Below are 18,507 nucleotides of genomic sequence, written 5' to 3' on the forward strand. Positions count from 1 at the left end.
ATGAAAAAAAATATATTGTTTGTCATTCCAAGTCTTTCAGCCGGTGGTGCGGAACGAAGCTTAATTAATTTAATTACTCAAATTGACTTCAATCAATATAACGTCGATTTATTTTTGTTTAGTCATAAAGGCATATTTATGGATTTAGTGCCTGAGAATGTTCAGGTTCTGCCTTTGCCTGAAAGTTATTATCGTTTTATTAAGCCTCTTTTACCTTCGGTATCCCAGTTTTTGGTTAGAAGAAATGCAAAGCTGGCCTATAGTCGATTCATGTTCAGTTACAAAAGTAGGATGTCTAAAAGCGTTAGTATTAACGAGCAAGAAGGCTGGAAGTATATTGCTCGTTCCATTGATTTAGTAGAGAAGAAATATGATGTAGCTATTGGGTTTTTAGAAAAAACCTCTATTTATTTTTGTGCGGAGAAGGTTAATGCCGCCAAAAAGATAGGATGGGTTCATAATGATTACGACAAGCTGGGGATGAATCCTTATTTTGATCAGGGGTATTTCGCAAAGATGGATCATATTGTAACCGTTTCTGAAGAATGCGGCCATATTTTAAAACAAAGATTTCCCGATCAACATTCAAAAATTGAAGTGATTCATAATATTGTCTCTCCGAAGATCATTAATCAGCTCGCTGATTTGGTTGAGAAGGATGTTTATGATCGTAAGAGTGATGAGCTAGTTATTTTATCTATTGGTCGATTGCATGCTCAGAAAGGATTTGAGTTGTCGATTAAAGCCTGCAGGATTCTATTGGACAAGGGTTACAAGTTCCAGTGGAATATAATCGGCGAAGGTGAAGAAAGGGAAAAATTATCCGCCCTTATTACAAGTGAAGGATTGGATAATAATATTAAACTGCTTGGTCTGAAGGTAAACCCATACCCTTATATTAAACAGGCGGATATATATGTACAAACCTCATGGTTTGAAGGAAAAGCAATTGCAATCGATGAGGCGAAAATATTGAATAAACCTATCGTCATAACTAATTTCAGTACAGCTAAGGACCAAATTAAAGATGGCGTTGAGGGATTAATCGTTGATTTGGATGTCGATGCCATAGCAGTTGGGATTTCTAAGTTGATAGAGGATCAAGAGACTCGTACTAGGATGACAAAATATTTATCGAGTCTTCATTTAGGGACGGAAGATGAAATTCATAAATTGTATAAAATTCTCGAATAGGTGGATATGCCTTGAAAATTAAAATTCTATTTGTAATGAATAATTTAAATTGCGGCGGTGCCGAGAAGTCGCTTCTCTCGTTATTACAAACAATCGATTATTCGAGATTTGATGTGGATCTCTATTTGTTCAAGCACGAAGGAATATTTTTAAATAAGATTCCAAGCTCTGTGAAATTGTTAGAAGAGCCTGTTCAGTACCGATATTTTGATATGTCTATGAAACTGGCAGTCATTGATTGTTTGAAGAACGGAAAAATCGGGTTAGCGATAGCAAGATTGAAAGCAGGATACATTTTTTATACAGAAAAGAATCCAGCAAAACTTGAGCAAAGAGTTTGGAAATATTTATCTAAAGCGCTGCCGGTGCTCCATAAAAGATATGATGCTGCAATAGGTTTTCTTGAGAAGGATCCTATTTATTTCAGTATTGAGAAAGCAAACGCAGCAAAAAAAATTGGATTTATTCATAATGATTACGACAAACTGCGGATGGATCCGTCTTTAGATGCCCCATACTTTGAGCAATTAGATCATCTAATCACGGTCTCGGAAGGATGTGGAGAAGTATTGATACAACGCTTTCCACAGTTTATAGAAAAAATTAGAGTCGTTCATAACATCGTATCGCCTACACTGATTCATGAAATGTCAGAGGAAATGACCGAATTAAATCTGAACAAAGGAATTTCTATAGTTTCAATCGGACGATTGAATTACCAGAAGGGTTTTGAAATGGCAATAGATGCATGTAGGATTTTAGTGGCTAAAGGGTATAACGTAAACTGGTATGTAATAGGGGAAGGGGAAGAACGGGGTAAGTTGGAGCAACTGATAGATATGCATCAGCTCACTGACCACTTCCATTTAGTAGGGATTAAAGAAAATCCATATCCTTATATCAAAGAGGCAGATATTTATGTTCAACCATCACGGTTTGAGGGGAAATCGATAGCTATTGACGAAGCAAAGATTTTGCATAAACCGATTATTGTTACTAATTTCAGTACAGCAAAAGATCAAATTGTACATAACCAAAATGGATTAATTGTTGACATGAATTCAGAAGCGCTATCTGAAGGGATTCAGCAGCTGATAGAAAATGAAAGTCTAAGACAATTCTTCTCAAACCAGCTTTCAAAGGGAAATTTCGGAACAGAGCTGGAAATTGAAAAGCTATATGCGTTGATATAATTGTTTGTGAAGGAGCGAATAAGATGCTAGAGATTCTAGCTGTTATTTTATTGGGGCTAATCGGTATTATAATATTTATTGATATTATGCCAATTAGCAGGGATTGGTTGAGCAGAATACATATCGGTAGATATAGAAATAAACAAGAATGGAATCAATCCATTACGCATATTGGCGTTAATTGGCTTAATCATACACCAAAAATTAAAGTAACTGATAATGTTAGATTGGTAGCAATCGACATGTTGAAAGGTAATTATTCTAAGAGTGTTATTCAGCATTGGCAGGAAGCATCTTTGTTATTAGGATTATCCGAGTGCTTGAAGAATGGTACAGATAAAGAGCTTGAAACAAATATCAAACAATTTCTAAAGACAAAATTCGACGAGAATGGTCAATGGAGGGAACCTCCTTCCTACATCGACTCTGCCATTCTTGCTTACGGAGTTATGAAGCTAGAAGGTATAGACACCCAAAAATTCAAGCCGGCTTTTGACAGTACTTGGGAACTTATACAATCACATATCGGAGAAGATGGAACGGTTCAATATCGGAAATTTATGAAAAATTATCGATATGTCGATACGATAGGTTTTATCTGTCCGTTTCTTGTTACCTATGGAATAAGGTACAACAAACAGGAATGTGTACAGTTAGCAGTCAAGCAGTTGGAGCAATATGAAAGGTACGGTATGCTTGACGATCATTTTATTCCAAGTCATGCATACCACATGGGAAATGCATTACCACTCGGTTTATTTGGCTGGGGACGCGGGCTAGGGTGGCTAGCAATTGGTCTTTGTGATGCTTGGAGTGAATTACCGGAAGCACATGATTCAAAGGCGAAGCTAGAACGGTTTGTAAAAAAATTCGCGCGGGCCATTCTTGTTTTTCAAAGGCCGGAAGGAAATTGGAACTGGACGGTAACACGGAATGAAACAAGAGCAGATTCATCTACTACAGCAACATTAGGCTGGTTTTTACTTCAGGCATCTCAGATTGAAGAACTTTCTGAAGAATGCTCAGCAGGAGCAGAGAGAGCAATCCAATACTTAATGAAGGTAACAAGAAGAAACGGTGCAGTTGATTTCTCACAAGGGGACACAAAGGATATTGGCGTGTACTCTATGTTATTTAATATTTTGCCTTTTACTCAAGGTTTCTGTATTCGAATTGTAAATTATAACAAGAGAGTAATATAGACTGAAGAGCAATGAGAACAGTAACAATGGGATTTGTCAGATAGGAGCTTCGCATGAGGGTAAAAAGTTCATTATTGAATATTTCAGTCGGGCTAGGCAACCAGCTCATTATAACGGTATTGAGTTTTATATCCAGGACGGTTTTCATTAACAGCTTAGGTATGGAATACCTAGGAATTAATGGGTTATTTACTAGTATTCTTGCCATGCTTACATTGGCAGAGGCTGGAATCGGCTCAAGTATTATATATAATCTCTATAAACCTGTTGCCGATAATGATAGGCCCAAAATATTAGCCTTAATGGAGTTATACAAAAAAGCATATCTGGTCATAGCAGGTGTAGTACTAGTTCTCGGTTTAGGGGTTATGCCTTTCTTGGATCTCTTCATCAAAGAAACGAGTGTTGAAAACCTCAATTTGATATATATACTTTTTCTTATCAATACAGCTGCTCCCTATTTGTTTGTTTATAAACACTCTTTTCTTAATGTAAATCAGAAAAACTACATCGTAACAGCTGTATTTTCAATTTCGGCGATTATCTCTACCTGCATGAAAATAGCAATTTTATACTACACGGAGAATTATATTTTATATCTTGCTGTAGAGAGCGCTCTTTCCATTATAACATCCATTATTCTGGTCTTAATTGTAGATAAATTATATCCATACTTAAAGGAAAAGGTAAAGAGCAAGCTGGATCCCGAAACGAAAGCCAATTTCATTAAAAATATGAAAGCGATCATTCTTCAAAATGTCGGGAACTACTTTATTTTTGGAGTAGACAGCATTCTTATCTCTTCTTTTGTCAGTATCGCAGCGGTAGGTCTGTATTCAAATTACAAAATGCTTATTGATATTTGTCGAACATTCCTTAATCAGATATTTGCTAATATGTATCATAGTTTAGGTAATTTGGTTGCGAAAGAAAGTCCCGATGCTGTTTTTCGAATATTCAAGGTTACATATCTTCTTAACTTTTGGTTATATTCACTCTTATCAATTGGTTTATATTTATTAATTGAGCCGCTGATCGACATTTGGATAGGCGAAGAGTATAAAATGACGAATGTAGTACTGCTGATATTGGTCCTATCATTTTATGAAAGAGGCATGCGGAATTCTTTAAGCGCAGTGAAAACGACAGCCGGTATTTTTCATGAGGACCGATTTGCTCCGTTATTTCAGGCTGCGGTCAATCTTGGTTTATCACTGATTCTTGTACAATATTTGGGTATTGCCGGTATATTCATTGGGACATTGGTTAGCGGATTAGCGGTTCCTTTTTGGTATACACCATTGCTTGTTTATCGTAAGGTATTTCGTCAGCCTGTAGCGCACTATTTTATGAGTTACATGCTCTACACTGCTATTGGAATTGTTGCATGTATCATTGTTGGTGGAATCAATTATTTTCTTCCGACATCCAACGTACTATGGTTACTGCTTAAAGGCATAATCTGCCTCATTCTAGTAAACGGGATTTATATTATCGTATTCCATAGAACAGAGCAATTCAAATATTTACTCGGTATATTTAAAAATCTATTAATCAAACTACCAAACATAAGTGCAATATTCAGAAGGGCAGAAAAGCGACGTCATGGTATAGAGGCTGGTGGAAATAAGTAACCTTTTACGAATAAGCTACATAAGATAGTGTAAAAGGAAGGTGAGTTCTATGAGTCAACAAGGCTCTTATCGAATAGAACTAGACCGTTTTGCTATTAGCAACTTAGGCATAAATGCAGTTGAGACTACAAAAGGAATAAATGATGCTATTAGTTGGGCTAAATCTCAAGGATTTTTACATGTTATTCTTCCAAGTGGAAATTATATTGTAAGAATGGATCCAAGTACTCTCGTAGCTATTAACATGTTGAGCGGTATTCATTTAGAGCTTGAGCAAGGCTGTGTAATAATGCTCGAGGGGAATTCTTCTCCAAGTTATACGATTGTCGAAATGAGAGGAATTAATAATGCAAAGATTTCAGGTGGTAAACTAGTAGGCGATAAGAAAAACCACGTATATGAGATTTTTGTAAAGTTTGTTAGGGGAGGTATAAACGCTGACGGAACGCTAAACAATGACCCCAACTGGATTCGCAGCGAGGTGATTGACCGTTATGCAAACCCCGGACTTCTTGCAAGCTTTAGACTATGGAGCATTGCGGGTGTAAATGCTACAGGCTATCAATTCTATCAATATAAAGATACCGTATCTAAAACAACACTTACTGGCTCACGAACGAATGGTGTTTTTGCACCGACCAGCTCAGGAGGAAGAGGCTGGTTTCTTAATGAGGATAAGGATTTAAGTAAAAATAATAAAATGATTTTTGCGATCCCCATTACAGCTCCTCTAACCGATAGTCAAATTGCGGATATTCGGGCTAAGGTTGATAATTCATTTTATACGCATGAAAGCGGGTACGGAATCGGGTCGTTTGGATCTAATAATATAGAAATAAGCAATATGGAGATTTCAAATTGTACAGGCGATGGAATTTTAACGGGTTATGAGAAATATCAGCTTGATCCTACCTTATATACCCAGGAACAGATGGGTCAAAATGTTCTTATTCATGACTGTCATATCCATCATTGCAGAAGACAAGGAATTTCTATCTGTGCTTCAAATGATACTCATATTTACAGAAATAAGATTCATCATATTGGCTTTGATGACGATGGTGTAACAACTAATTTTAGAAACGGTACACCGCCTATGTTCGGAATCGATATCGAATCAATGTATAGTGAAACCAATATTCCGTATAAAACAGCAGATCGTCCTAATGGGTTTGAGCTTAATTATCGCATATTTATACAAGATAATTATATTTATAATAATGCACGTGGACATCTAGTTAATGCCGATGGTACAAATCTCTTGATAGAGGGAAATACCTTTGAAGGCGTTAATATTGGAGGTGTTAGCTCAAATCCGAATTTCGCAAATGTCAAATACATTAATAATTCATTTGATGGGTGTGAGTTATGGGTACAGGGAGATAATTTTGTTAACGGAGCTGTTATTCGAAACGGAAATTTAAGACTGCTGGATGTAAGGGGAGCAGTCGCTCAAAATTGTCAGGTAAAAAACGGCTTAGTTTATGGTTCAAGCGTGTATGGTTATTTTGGATCACCTGCTGTTGATGTTGCTACAGGCACATTCACGTTTAAATCACCGCATCTTATGGGTAACGGAGCACAAGTATCGTTTGAGCAATGGTCCGGTAAGATTCCGACAGGCATAAGTACTGATAAGCTGTATTATACCGTTAACGTTACTTCACTAGGGTTTCAGGTATCTGAATCGCTAGGTGGTGTGCCAGTAATTATTAAGGATGCCGGTGTTACGGGATTTAACTTGGGGAGATACAATTATGGCAGATGTTATCTATCCAATATAACCGTTGAACGAGATTGGCGTTCTGATAATTCGTTAACTCCGAACTTTAATTTGCTAGCAGCTGGAGCTGTTATCAAGGATGTAACAGTGAAAAATTACGATGTATCTATATTAGTTCCACAAGATTATGCAGGACGTCCAATAGTTGTAGAGGGCTTAACTCTTATTGAAGGCTCTGCAAGGTTTGAGGGTTGCCATATCAGCAATAGTGAATTTATTCGTGTAAAAACTCCTCTTTTAGGTAGTACTGATATTCAGCTAGGTTCAAGTGATACTAAATATATGAGACAGAATACACTAAGAAATGGATTATTTCAAAATCTTGGACTCGTCATGGATGGAAATTCGCTTGTAACAGGAACTACTTTTATTAATGCTGTAGTTGGAAAAGCAGATAATAACAAAAAAGCAGTCATTTCTCATTCGTTTTTTGATAATAGCAAAATCAACTTTAATTGGTTGAGACAAAATAAATCTGCAATTATTACGAAATCTGTATTTAGAGGAGTAACCGTGACAGGTACTGCGCCATATATCTGGCTAGATGATATCTCGGATTTGGGAAGTACTGTGTAACGTAAGTGAAAGAAGAAAATATATCCCTGTAGTTTTTCAAGATACAGGGATTTTATTTCATACAGTGTTCTTAATAAAGAATAAATATGTTTTTTATAATGAAGGCTGAGAGGGGTCAATGAAATGGCTATCTTAATTACGGGTGGAGCAGGTTATATTGGAAGTCATACATGTGTGGAACTTCTTGAAGCAGGGTATGAGGTAGTTATTGTTGATAATTTGTCTAATAGCAGCTACATCTCATTAAACAGAGTTGCAGAAATTACAAACAAAGCCTTTACATTTTACCAAATGGATCTAATGGATCAAATCGGTCTTGAAGGTGTTTTCACCAGACATACTATTGATGCAGTTATTCACTTTGCAGGATTGAAGGCGGTAGGTGAATCTGTACAATTGCCACTGTCATATTATCACACTAATATTACAAGCACCTTAATCCTGTGTGAGGTTATGAAGAAGTATGGTGTTCATAAGCTTGTATTCAGCTCCTCTGCAACGGTATATGGTCGACCGGAACATGTGCCGATTGAAGAAAGTTCTTCGCTTGGAGCAACGAATCCTTACGGAAGAACAAAGCTCATGCTAGAACAAATTTTGCAGGATTTAGCGGAGTCTAACGAGCAATGGGGGATTTCAATTTTACGATACTTTAACCCAATTGGTGCACATAAAAGTGGAAGAATTGGCGAGAATCCTAATGGTATTCCAAATAACCTTATGCCATACATATCTCAGGTAGCTGTAGGCAGGCTTAAAAAAGTTAATATTTTTGGAGATGATTATCCAACCATAGACGGCACAGGCGTAAGGGATTATATTCATGTCGTGGATCTAGCGAGAGGACATTTATGTGCACTAGAAAAAATCATGAACAAATCAGGTGTGGATATATTTAATCTCGGAACTGGGCGTGGGTATAGTGTATTAGAGATGATTACTGCATTCGAGAAGGTATCGGGACGAAGTATTCCATATTCATTTACAGATCGTAGACCAGGAGATATTGCCATTTGTTATGCTAATACGATGCTTGCAAACGCGGAGTTGAATTGGGTTGCGACACTTGGGATAGAGGAGATGTGTGCAGACTCATGGCGCTGGCAATATTTAAATCCAAATGGTTATGAGGAAGAGACCACTAGAGATTCCATTAAAGAATTGACATCTTAATTTAAAGCTGTGAAATAATTAAACACAATTAGGTCTGTTTTCTATATCGGTTGGTAGCTCTTTCCTATTTATCGCTCCATTTAACATTACTTAAATAAATTCGACAAAAAATGTAATTATCTATCATTTTTGTGAGACATGAAGCGACAGTATGCGCACTTGTGGTGATTTATAATACATCTATAAACGAATGACAAGCATGGGAGACGTTGAAATGCGTTTAGTATCTGGGCACCTTAAACGCATGGAGTCAGTGGTGCAACCGTCCTGAAATGAATGGGGGACATGGGAAAATGGTACTAGCTAAAGCAGAAGATATTCAGGAATTGGATATGGAATGGGTAACATTAATCATGAAAGCACGTTCTTTGGGATTCAGCAAGGATGAAGTAAGGAAAGTATTGCTTTGTCTTGAAGAAAGTAAGGATAATGATGTACAAGTAACAGCTGTATAAAAGTGGAAAAAGCGCTATTCGCGCTTAATTTTCCATTTATTAAATTCTAGAAACTCTTTAAATTGATCTTTGCTCACACCGGAAGCCATAGCTTCTCTTACTAAATCAGCCCACTCGTTGTCTAAATTGTCGGGTTTGCGATCATTTTTTTCATCGGTATTCAAAAAATCTTCAACCGTCACATTCAATACGGCGCCTACCTTTTCGAGGAATTGAATCGAAGGATTTTGCTGGAGCCCTCGTTCAATGGAGCTTAAATAAGATTTAGCGACGCCCGCCCGTTGGGATAACTCTGTAAGGGATAGGCCCTTTCTCTTGCGCAGCAGTTGAATGCGTTCTCCAATCATAACAAATTCCTCCGTTATCACATCGTTGTAGACTATTTCTATTATAACGAATTATTCTTAATTACGAAAGGTTGTTAGCTATAACGCACTTATTTTTTTATTTAAACATTAAAACCACTTATTTTAATAATGAGTGGTTATTTTTTTATTTATTAAACCACGATATTGACTTTCAGAAAATGTTTTTAATGTAAGTTACTAATGTAAGAAAGTAATCGACAATTTGTTTTTAATAAAGAACAAAAGTTATGAATTTTTTGCAATTTATCGTAGAAAAGTCATTGACAAAGGTTTATTTCAGGTGTAATATTCAAATATGTTCTTTATAAAGAACTGCAAAGTAAAGGTTTTGTTTTTGAAATAAGTACGTAAATAAAACAAATTCTATATCCACCCGGAGGCCACGATGAGCGCCATCGCAGGAGTGTTTCATACCGGCAAGCAAAGTTTGGCATGGCAGCAGGGCGATGCTTTAATGGAGGCATTATCTCAGTTTCCATGCAATACAGCTCAAGCTTGGCATGCCGATAATATATTTTTAGGTTGTCATAATCAATGGATTACACCAGAGTCGATCAATGAACGTAATCCTTTTTTGGATGATGAACGAGGGCTTGTTATAACTGCGGATGCAATTATTGATAACCGCATAGAATTATTCAACCGACTCGAAGTAGAGCAGCAATTAAGAAGAAATATGACCGATAGCGAGCTAATTTTATTAGCTTATGATAAATGGGGGGATAGAACACCTATTTATTTAGCTGGTGATTACGCCTTCCTAATCTGGGATTGTAGAAGACAGAAGCTGTTTGGTGCAAGAGACTTCTCCGGAGGTCGTACGCTCTATTATCATCGAAATAATGAGCGTGTTGCCTTTTGTACAACAATTGAACCCTTACTTACGTTATTGGGCAAGGAGAGGTTGTTAAATGAACAATGGCTTGCTGAGTTTCTAGCTATTTCTGGCATGGTTGACGTTGCGGATGCATCCAAGACGGCCTATCGAAATATTGAGCAGATCCCTCCATCTCATACGATAACGATAACTGCAGGGCGAGTTACTCTTGCAAGATATCATCAACTCAGATCAGATGAAGTCGTACGATTTAAATCAAATGATGAATACGTTGAGGCGTTTCAGGATGTGTTTCAACAAGCAGTTACTTCAAGGCTGCGGACACATCGTAATGTTGGAGCACAGCTTAGCGGCGGTTTGGATTCAGGCTCTATTGTTGGCTTTGCTTCAAAGACACTGCAACCGCAAAATAAAAGTCTGTACACGTTCAGCTACGTACCGACAAGCGACTTTGTTGATTATACACACAAATCAATGATTACTAATGAGAGACCTCTTATTGAATCCACCGTGGAGCATGTTGGAGGTATTGAAGAGCACTACTTGGATTTCCGTGGGCGTGACTCTTACTCTGAAATCGATGGCTTTCTAGATATAAACGAAATGCCATATAAGTTTTTTGAGAACTCTTTTTGGATAAAAGGGATGTTCGAGAAAGCAGAGGAGCAAGGTGTAGGTGTGCTGCTTAATGGAGGCAGAGGCAATTTGTCAATTTCGTGGGGAGCTGCCATTCCATATTACGCTACGTTGTTGAAAAAAATGAGATGGATCAAACTGCTTCGCGAAATGCGGCAGTATAGTTTGAACATTGGCTCTGGTCGTGCTCATGTATTTTCAAATGTCAGCCGTGCTGCTTTTCCGTTTATTGAACATTTACGATCAGTAGGAGAATCTTATCATTATCCTATGATCATATCTCCTGAATTCGCCAAGAGGACAGATGTGTTTAACCGGCTGGGCAAATATGGAATTGATGAATCAGGCTGGTTTGCAGCGAAAAATGTGTACGATGAAAGAAAAAGCCATTTTGACGAAGTTTATCATTGGAATGCTGGAAATACGGTTTCGACGAAACTTTCGTTAAGATACTCTTTATGGAAGAGAGACCCAACCAACGATGTCCGAGTCATTCGATTTTGTTTGTCTCTGCCAGAGGATCAGTACGTTCAGAATGGAATGGATCGTGCACTGATCAGGCGTGCTACCGATACGCTGCTTCCCGACAAGGTGAGGTTAAATCAGCGGACTAGAGGCGTTCAAGGAGCGGATTGGGTCCATCGTATGAGACCAAAGTGGCAAGAATTTAAGGAAGAACTGAGACAAATGAGTCAGGATCGAGCGTTTATGCAATTTGTTGACGGTAAGGTAGTCCGATCAGCGCTAGCAGGATTTGAGGAAGGGGCTCAATCCAAACTTGCGATCGATCCGAATTATAGATTATTGATGCGGAGCTTAATCGTGTATCGTTTTCTTAAAAAATTGAATTGAAGGGAGGTGACAAATTATGCAAGCGAAGAAACAATGGAATAGACCTGAGCTAGAAATTCTTCAAGTACATATGACAGCGGCTTCTACTCACAACGGTCCTCTAACGGACGAGGCGTATGTACCAGGAAAACATGATGAAAAACCACGCTTTACAAGCTAAGAAATTATGCATTTTATGGAGAGGAAAGTCCTTATACAGTTGGTGTATAAGGACTTTCTAATTATTATCAATGAACTGACGGAGTGAGAACATTGTTGCTAACGGAAACTAAAAAGGTGTATAGAGCATTTGGACTAACGATTGAAAGTGAGATTTCATTACCTGAGCTCACTCCTATTTTAGAAAGCAGCGAGCAAATCGACATGGAGATCACAATTGATTACTCCTTAGCAGATTTCTTTAAACAGGAGCCATATGATTTTGTTGTTGATCGACAAGTCGTAACCGTAAATATGCCTGATTCAGGGATTTTTCGGATTGAAAATGGGAATAAGATCATCGTATCTCCTCATGCTGGAGCTGATGAGGATCTCGTTCGGCTCTATGTCCTTGGGACCTGTATAGGTGCATTATTGCTGCAACGCAGCATATACCCATTGCATGGCAGTGCAATAGCTATCGATGGCAAAGCATATGCATTTGTTGGTCGCTCAGGCGCTGGGAAGTCGACATTAGCGTCAGCATTTATCCAAAGAGGTTATTCGCTGTTGAGTGATGATATCATTGCTGTTTCACAAGCATCACCAGAACAAGCGACACTCGTTATACCAGCCTATCCACAGCAAAAGCTATGGCAACAAAGTTTGGACGCATTTGGTGTAAACAACGAAGAGCTTCGTTCCATTTTTGGTAGAGAGAACAAATTTTGTCTTCCAGTCGAATCGAGTTTTTGTTCAACGGCTTTGCCGCTCGGAGGTGTGTTCGAGCTTATAACAACAGAGTCCGAACAGGTGGCAGTGCTTCCTGTCCAAAAGCTTGCTCGCCTAGATGTTTTATTTCAGCATACCTACCGACAATTTTTAGTGGAAAAGTTAGGTTTGACGCGTTGGCATTTTACCTTATCTGCTTCCATAGGTGAGGCGTTGCCTATTTATACGCTTCAAAGACCAATAAATGGGTTTACAGCTCCTGAGCTTGTCGAACTTATTTTACAAACGATATCTATGGGGGAATAGAAGATGATTAAAAGTCAAACGACTGCCATTCAAGCATTAATGCTAGAACAACTGATAGTGCAAGATACTAACAACATCGTAAGCGATATGGGTGGAGAAAAGGTTATATTAAGCATTAACAATGGGAAATATTACAATTTAGGATTAATGGGCAGCCAAATATGGGTTCTGATTAAAGAGCCTGTAACCATCACAAATGTAATTGATGCGTTGCTGCAAGAATTTGAAGTTGCTAGAGAAGTTTGTGAGGAGCAAGTACTCTCTTTTTTGTCGCATCTACTAGAAGAACGTCTTATTTATATAAAGGAATAAATATATGGTGATGATATGGGAAAGTTAATGAAATTGAGAACATTGTTTTCATTAGATTTTAAAACTCTTTTTCTATTAGTAGAAGCAACCTGGTTTCTAGGTACTGCCCGGATTCGAATCTTTAATCAACCATTTTCCAAGATAGCGCCTACTCTAGGCGAATACATGAAAGAGACTGAAATTCATGCTACAGATGAACACAGAAAAACGTTAGTTCAAATACGTTATATTCTTCAAGTTGCAAGCAGGAATACGCCTTGGGATAGTAAATGTTTAGCTCGAGCAATAGCCGGCATGCAAATGCTGGAGAGACGTAATATAAGCAGTACACTTTATTTGGGTACAACAAAGGATGAAGCTGGCAAGCTGATTGCTCATGCCTGGCTGCGAAGTGGATCCATCTTTATTACGGGATCAGAGGAAATGCATCGATTTACGGTCACCGGTATGTTTGCTAATGTAACCTATTCCTAAAGATGGAAAGTGATGAAGCGATGAATCATCTAATATATTTTTCCAAAAAGCTGCATGCATATGGGGGTAAGATTCTATATTTGAATCTATTTGGTATGATGCTCGTGGGACTGCTTGATGGCGCAAGCATTCTATTGTTAGCTCCACTGCTTAGCGTGATCGGGATTGTTGACATCCCACTGGCATCGTTCCCTGGTCTATCTTTACTAGAATCGCTGCAAGAGCTTCCAAAAGAAAGAGCACTATTTATTATTTTATCGTTTTATATTTTAATTGTTGCCGTACAGGGTATTATTGGACGTAATTTAAGCTTAAGAGAAATAAGAATACATACGGGCTTTGTTAATCAAATTCGTTTAGAGCTTTATCTCGCATTGTTGCAAGCAAATTGGGGCTTTTTCATGAGAAAAAGGAAAACTGATCTCATAAATTCTTTTACGAGTGAACTTTCTCGTGTGACAAATGGTGCTTTCTTATCTTTACAATTAATTGCTTCAATAACCTTTACGTTTATTCAGATTGGAATAGCCTTGTTTTTGTCAGTAAAGATGACCTTATTTGTTTTATGCTGCGGACTTGTTATTGCTTTTCTCTCTAGAAGATTTATTAAGCAATCAAGAGTAATTGGCAGTGTAACAATGGAACTGTCGCAAAACTACTTAGCTGGTATTACGGATCATTTTAATGGAATGAAAGATATTAAAAGCAACCTGCTTGAATCATCCCGATATCGCTGGTTGTTGAATTGGTCGAGTGACATTGCTCGAGAAAGATATGAAAACTCGAAGGTGCGGAGCAATTCGCAACTCTTTTACAAGCTGTTTTCAGCTATAATGATTGCTGTTTTTGTTTTTGGATCCATTATGCTCTTTCAGAGCCAAGGTGGCTATTTATTGCTCATCATGGTCATCTTTTCACGTTTGTGGCCTCGGTTTACAAGTATTCAAGCCAATATGGAACAAATTGCATCATCGTTGCCTGCTTTTAAAGCGTTAATGGAGCTGCAGGAGGAAAGTATTAAAAATAGAGAATTTAATGATAAGGAACTTTTAGGTGGAGAACATATTCGCCCGCTTAGACTCAAACACCAGCTCGAATGCCGCCATGTCTATTTTCGTTATGACGAGGAGCAGCCGGAGTACACGCTGGAAGCAATTAATCTGAGCATCCCTGCTAATGGCATGACTGCCATTGTTGGACAGTCAGGTGCAGGGAAAAGCACTTTAATCGATCTAATGATGGGACTCATGAAGCCAGAACTTGGTCATGTGCTTATTGACGGCAAGACGCTTACAGATGAGGATCTGTTGTCGTTAAGAAGATCAATCAGTTATGTCCCGCAGGAGCCGTTTCTGTTCCATGGGACGATTAGAGATAACTTGATATTAATCGATCCGAATGCGACGGAAGATCAAATATGGGAAGCGATGGAGTTCTCTTCTGCAGCTGAATTTGTTCGCAAGCTTCCGGATGGCATCGATACGATTATTGGGGATCGTGGAATACGTTTATCAGGCGGGGAGCGTCAGAGACTCGTTTTGGCTAGAGCCATATTAAGAAAGCCATCTATCCTTATTTTGGATGAGGCTACAAGTGCACTAGACAGCTTGAACGAGACAAAAATTCAAGAAGCCATAGAGCGGCTTAAGGGAAAAATGACCGTTATCGTCGTTGCTCATCGCCTATCGACCATTCGGAATGCAGATCAGGTTATCGTGTTGGAAAATGGGAAAATCGTGCAAACCGGCCATTTCATCATGCTCGCTGAGGATAAAAAAGGACTGTTCAGCCGTTTATTAGGCAACCAGCTGCAAGTAGCTTTATAGTCGTAACTTTACTATACTAATTAGAGTAGTAAAGTTCATGACAAGGACAGGCATTTACTCCTTGGGATAGATTAACTCAGAATTAGTTTCAATGATTAGGAGGACACATTTGGCTATTATACTAACGCTCGGAATAACCGTGCTTCTCTTGTACCTGCTCTTTATCCTCCCAACCCAGTGGTTGAAAATCGAAAAAATTACACATCCCATTGGCATTAACAAACGCATATTGCAAATAAGCGATCTGCATGTAGACAGGCTGCGCATAAGCGCAAAGCGAATTCAGCATGTCATTGCCTCTGTGCAGCCTGACTACATTTTTCTGACCGGCGATTATACGTATAAAGAACACTATTTGACGCGGGTAGGCTATTATCTTAAAGCTATAGCAGACAGCGGAATACCTGTCTATGCAGTGCTTGGAAACCATGATTATGAGCTTCCGCGTTTAAAGAAATTGCTCGATCTATTTGGCGTTTATGGGATTAAGGTGTTGCGTAACGAGAATGTCATGCTTGATGATTTTCAGCTTGTCGGAATTGACGATGACAGCTCTCATCATAGCCGAATCTTACCTTCATTTAGAGGTATTGATGACAGCAAGCCTGTCGTCATTATGACGCATGATCCTAATGTCGTTCTAAAAATCAATCGCCCTTTTCAATATTTAATGGCCGGTCATCTGCATGGGAAGCAGCTGAACGTGCCGTTCTTTTTTGCATTAAAGCCAAAGGGTCCGTTGTCCGTGAAAGGGATCTACAAAGGCCTTCATCACAATAAGGACGGCTCTTTTTACATTTCCAAAGGCATCGGTCAAGCAGGCGTTAACGCAAGGTTTATGGTCAGAAGCGAGATTACGATTCATGACCTATAATCAATGAATCAGAGATGCAACTAGTCATCATCGGTATTTCTGCGGCTGGCCTCACGAAAGGCAGCTGGAGGAATGCCCTTTGCTTCGGCAAACGTTCGGGAGAAATAATGTACGGATGAGAAGCCGCAGCGCTCAGCGATGGTTTTAATCGGCGTTACTGTTTGTGATAGCAGCTGCTCCGCCACGCGGACTCGCTCATGTCTAACAAGCATGGAGAACGATTCATGAACGCTTTGCGAAAAAAGTCTAGATAGATGGCGCTCCGACACATTAATGTAGCGGGCAACCTCCGATAAGCTCAAATTAGCGCCTAAATTATCGCGTATGTACAGCTTTGCGCGGCTAATGAGGATAGCTGCATTTGAAGCGGGCAAAATGATTTCTGTATTTTTGTTCCTCCCGCCTACAATTGTAGGAAACGTCAGTATCAAGGCATGTGCCAGCTGATTCAGCAAGGCGATTGGCACAGCGAACATTTCTTCGCTTGGAATGAGCAGCGATTTCCAAATTTGAGCTGTTGGAGAATGCTGCTGGTTTTCAATCCAAATCGTGCCGGTGTTTAAAGACTGATTGTAATATTCGAATTCATCCGGCTTAGAAAGCTTCTCATCGAGCTCGTAGGCAACATATAATAAATCCAATTGATCTACATCTCTTATTTGATGACGGATATTTGGCCGCGAGCAAAAAAGCACGCCTTCATGCAGAGGATAAGCCGTTCCGCCCTCCTCATAAATTCCTGTACCTCCAGCCACGTAACAAACCTCAAAAAAAGAATGCTTATGAACAGCATTTGCAACTAGCTTTGGTACCGCTCCCCAATAATAAACATGGATGGTCACGCTCTCACCTTGCAGCAATCTTGCATATCGATTTAAGCGTTCTTCGCTTTTTGACCAAACGTACATATGAACGATCAGCTCCTATGGCGTAATAATGCAAAATTATGTCGTTAACAGGTAAATACGATTGCACTATATCCTATCTATAATTAAACCATATTCACATTAATTATACGATAAGGGGAATGAACATGATCACTAATGAAGATGTGCAATTTTATAAAGAAAATGGTTACTTGCTAGTTAGAGGCGTGTTTAACAATGATGAGGTAGTTGAGATGAGAGCAGCTGTTGAGCGGGTTATTCAACGAGCGGCGCTCGCTCAGGCAGATCATAACCACGCATGGCAAGGAGATTTCCTCCCGCCAGAGCAGCTTAAGAAGCTTGTTCTGAAAGGCTTCCATGATGTGCATTATCATGATGCTTCCTTTACAAAGGCAGTCATTCATCCGAATATGGTATCCGTACTGAACGGAATCATCGGTCCCAATGTACAGCTCCATCACTCCAAAATGCTTGTGAAGCCGCCTGCAAACGGAGCAGCATTTCCTATGCATCAAGATTATCCATATTTCCCTCATAACGACCATTCGATGCTTGCTGCAAGCGTTCATCTTGATGATGCCGATTCAGAAAATGGCTGCTTAGCGGTTATCCCTGGTTCTCATTTGGAAGGTCCGCTGAATCATGTGGGAAGACATTATCTCAACCATAAGGAATATCCAATTTCATCTGGAACGCTTTGCCCGGCGAAAGCAGGGGATGTGTTGTTCTTCAACTATTTGACGATTCATGGATCGGATGTTAACCGCAGTGACAGAACGAGAAGAAACGTTTTGTTCCAATATCGTGATGCAGCCGACAAGCCTTCTGTAAATACTCATTTTGATTGGGGCATGGGCCTTATGGTTAGCGGAGAAAATCTTGATTTCAACAATGTTAAACCAAAATTTGAAATTACGGAGTAACTAATTATACTGAAGTTACGCCACAAAGAGACGTATACAACCGGATGCAAAAGGTTGTTATACGTCTCTTTTTTGTGTGAAGTAATACTTGAAAGAGTTCTACATATTTATAGTATCGAAACTCCAAAAAG

The 18,507-nt window shown here is 38.9% G+C and carries 17 protein-coding genes and 1 riboswitch; of the genes, 15 read left to right on the forward strand and 2 right to left on the reverse strand.

Annotation, left to right across the window (positions count from 1 at the left end):
* The 7 genes from AC0VYE_RS08610 to AC0VYE_RS08640 all read left to right on the forward strand — a co-directional run bounded on the left by AC0VYE_RS08610 (window position 1) and on the right by AC0VYE_RS08640 (window position 9,210).
* A complete protein-coding gene (locus AC0VYE_RS08610) occupies window positions 1-1,194 on the forward strand; it encodes a glycosyltransferase (protein WP_475447282.1) in 1,194 nt (397 codons plus the stop codon).
* 11 nt (window positions 1,195-1,205) lie between these two features.
* Window positions 1,206-2,387: a glycosyltransferase gene (locus AC0VYE_RS08615; protein ID WP_475447284.1), complete on the forward strand. Its 1,182-nt coding sequence runs from the start codon at window positions 1,206-1,208 to the stop codon at window positions 2,385-2,387.
* 23 nt (window positions 2,388-2,410) lie between these two features.
* Complete coding sequence (locus tag AC0VYE_RS08620) at window positions 2,411-3,589, forward strand: glycoside hydrolase family 88 protein (RefSeq protein WP_076267851.1); 1,179 nt, start codon at window positions 2,411-2,413, stop codon at window positions 3,587-3,589.
* Between the two features lie 53 nt (window positions 3,590-3,642).
* A complete protein-coding gene (locus tag AC0VYE_RS08625) occupies window positions 3,643-5,223 on the forward strand; it encodes a lipopolysaccharide biosynthesis protein (RefSeq protein WP_076267850.1) in 1,581 nt (526 codons plus the stop codon).
* A 49-nt stretch (window positions 5,224-5,272) separates the two neighbouring features.
* Complete coding sequence (locus AC0VYE_RS08630) at window positions 5,273-7,582, forward strand: right-handed parallel beta-helix repeat-containing protein (protein ID WP_475447287.1); 2,310 nt, start codon at window positions 5,273-5,275, stop codon at window positions 7,580-7,582.
* Window positions 7,583-7,705: 123 nt separating this feature from the next.
* Window positions 7,706-8,755 carry a UDP-glucose 4-epimerase GalE gene (galE, locus tag AC0VYE_RS08635; RefSeq protein WP_076267848.1) on the forward strand — a complete coding sequence of 350 codons (1,050 nt, stop codon included), beginning with the start codon at window positions 7,706-7,708 and terminating at the stop codon, window positions 8,753-8,755.
* Between the two features lie 193 nt (window positions 8,756-8,948).
* Window positions 8,949-9,032, forward strand: a riboswitch (cyclic di-GMP riboswitch).
* Window positions 9,033-9,048: 16 nt separating this feature from the next.
* A complete protein-coding gene (locus AC0VYE_RS08640) occupies window positions 9,049-9,210 on the forward strand; it encodes an anti-repressor SinI family protein (RefSeq protein WP_144376746.1) in 162 nt (53 codons plus the stop codon).
* A 14-nt stretch (window positions 9,211-9,224) separates the two neighbouring features.
* Here AC0VYE_RS08640 and AC0VYE_RS08645 read toward each other — a convergent pair whose 3' ends face one another.
* Window positions 9,225-9,557, reverse strand: coding sequence for a helix-turn-helix domain-containing protein (locus AC0VYE_RS08645; protein WP_076267847.1), 333 nt, complete (start codon window positions 9,555-9,557; stop codon window positions 9,225-9,227).
* Window positions 9,558-9,963: 406 nt separating this feature from the next.
* Here AC0VYE_RS08645 and AC0VYE_RS08650 point away from each other — a divergent pair, with 406 nt between their 5' ends.
* The 7 genes from AC0VYE_RS08650 (at window position 9,964) to AC0VYE_RS08680 (ending at window position 16,566) form a co-directional block, all read left to right on the forward strand.
* Complete coding sequence (locus tag AC0VYE_RS08650) at window positions 9,964-11,904, forward strand: lasso peptide isopeptide bond-forming cyclase (RefSeq protein WP_475447290.1); 1,941 nt, start codon at window positions 9,964-9,966, stop codon at window positions 11,902-11,904.
* Window positions 11,905-11,920: 16 nt separating this feature from the next.
* Window positions 11,921-12,064, forward strand: coding sequence for a paeninodin family lasso peptide (locus AC0VYE_RS08655; RefSeq protein WP_144376745.1), 144 nt, complete (start codon window positions 11,921-11,923; stop codon window positions 12,062-12,064).
* 83 nt (window positions 12,065-12,147) lie between these two features.
* Window positions 12,148-13,080, forward strand: coding sequence for an aldolase (locus AC0VYE_RS08660; RefSeq protein ID WP_256710878.1), 933 nt, complete (start codon window positions 12,148-12,150; stop codon window positions 13,078-13,080).
* 3 nt (window positions 13,081-13,083) lie between these two features.
* Window positions 13,084-13,392: a lasso peptide biosynthesis PqqD family chaperone gene (locus tag AC0VYE_RS08665; RefSeq protein ID WP_076267844.1), complete on the forward strand. Its 309-nt coding sequence runs from the start codon at window positions 13,084-13,086 to the stop codon at window positions 13,390-13,392.
* A 15-nt stretch (window positions 13,393-13,407) separates the two neighbouring features.
* Complete coding sequence (locus tag AC0VYE_RS08670) at window positions 13,408-13,866, forward strand: lasso peptide biosynthesis B2 protein (protein ID WP_475447293.1); 459 nt, start codon at window positions 13,408-13,410, stop codon at window positions 13,864-13,866.
* A gap of 20 nt (window positions 13,867-13,886) precedes the next feature.
* The gene (locus AC0VYE_RS08675) at window positions 13,887-15,692 is read left to right on the forward strand and encodes an ABC transporter ATP-binding protein (RefSeq protein ID WP_475447295.1); all 1,806 of its coding nucleotides are present in this window, start codon (window positions 13,887-13,889) and stop codon (window positions 15,690-15,692) included.
* Between the two features lie 109 nt (window positions 15,693-15,801).
* Window positions 15,802-16,566, forward strand: coding sequence for a metallophosphoesterase (locus tag AC0VYE_RS08680; RefSeq protein ID WP_256710877.1), 765 nt, complete (start codon window positions 15,802-15,804; stop codon window positions 16,564-16,566).
* 20 nt (window positions 16,567-16,586) lie between these two features.
* On the opposite strand, the gene AC0VYE_RS08685 is transcribed toward AC0VYE_RS08680, so the two are convergent.
* Window positions 16,587-17,474 (reverse strand): AraC family transcriptional regulator, encoded by an 888-nt coding sequence (locus tag AC0VYE_RS08685; RefSeq protein WP_475447297.1) that lies wholly within the window; start codon window positions 17,472-17,474, stop codon window positions 16,587-16,589.
* Between the two features lie 125 nt (window positions 17,475-17,599).
* On the opposite strand from AC0VYE_RS08685, the gene AC0VYE_RS08690 reads away from it, so the two are divergent.
* Window positions 17,600-18,376, forward strand: coding sequence for a phytanoyl-CoA dioxygenase family protein (locus AC0VYE_RS08690; protein ID WP_076267839.1), 777 nt, complete (start codon window positions 17,600-17,602; stop codon window positions 18,374-18,376).
* The last annotated feature ends 131 nt before the right edge of the window (window positions 18,377-18,507 follow it).

This window comes from Pristimantibacillus sp. Z349TD_6 (assembly GCF_056173205.1).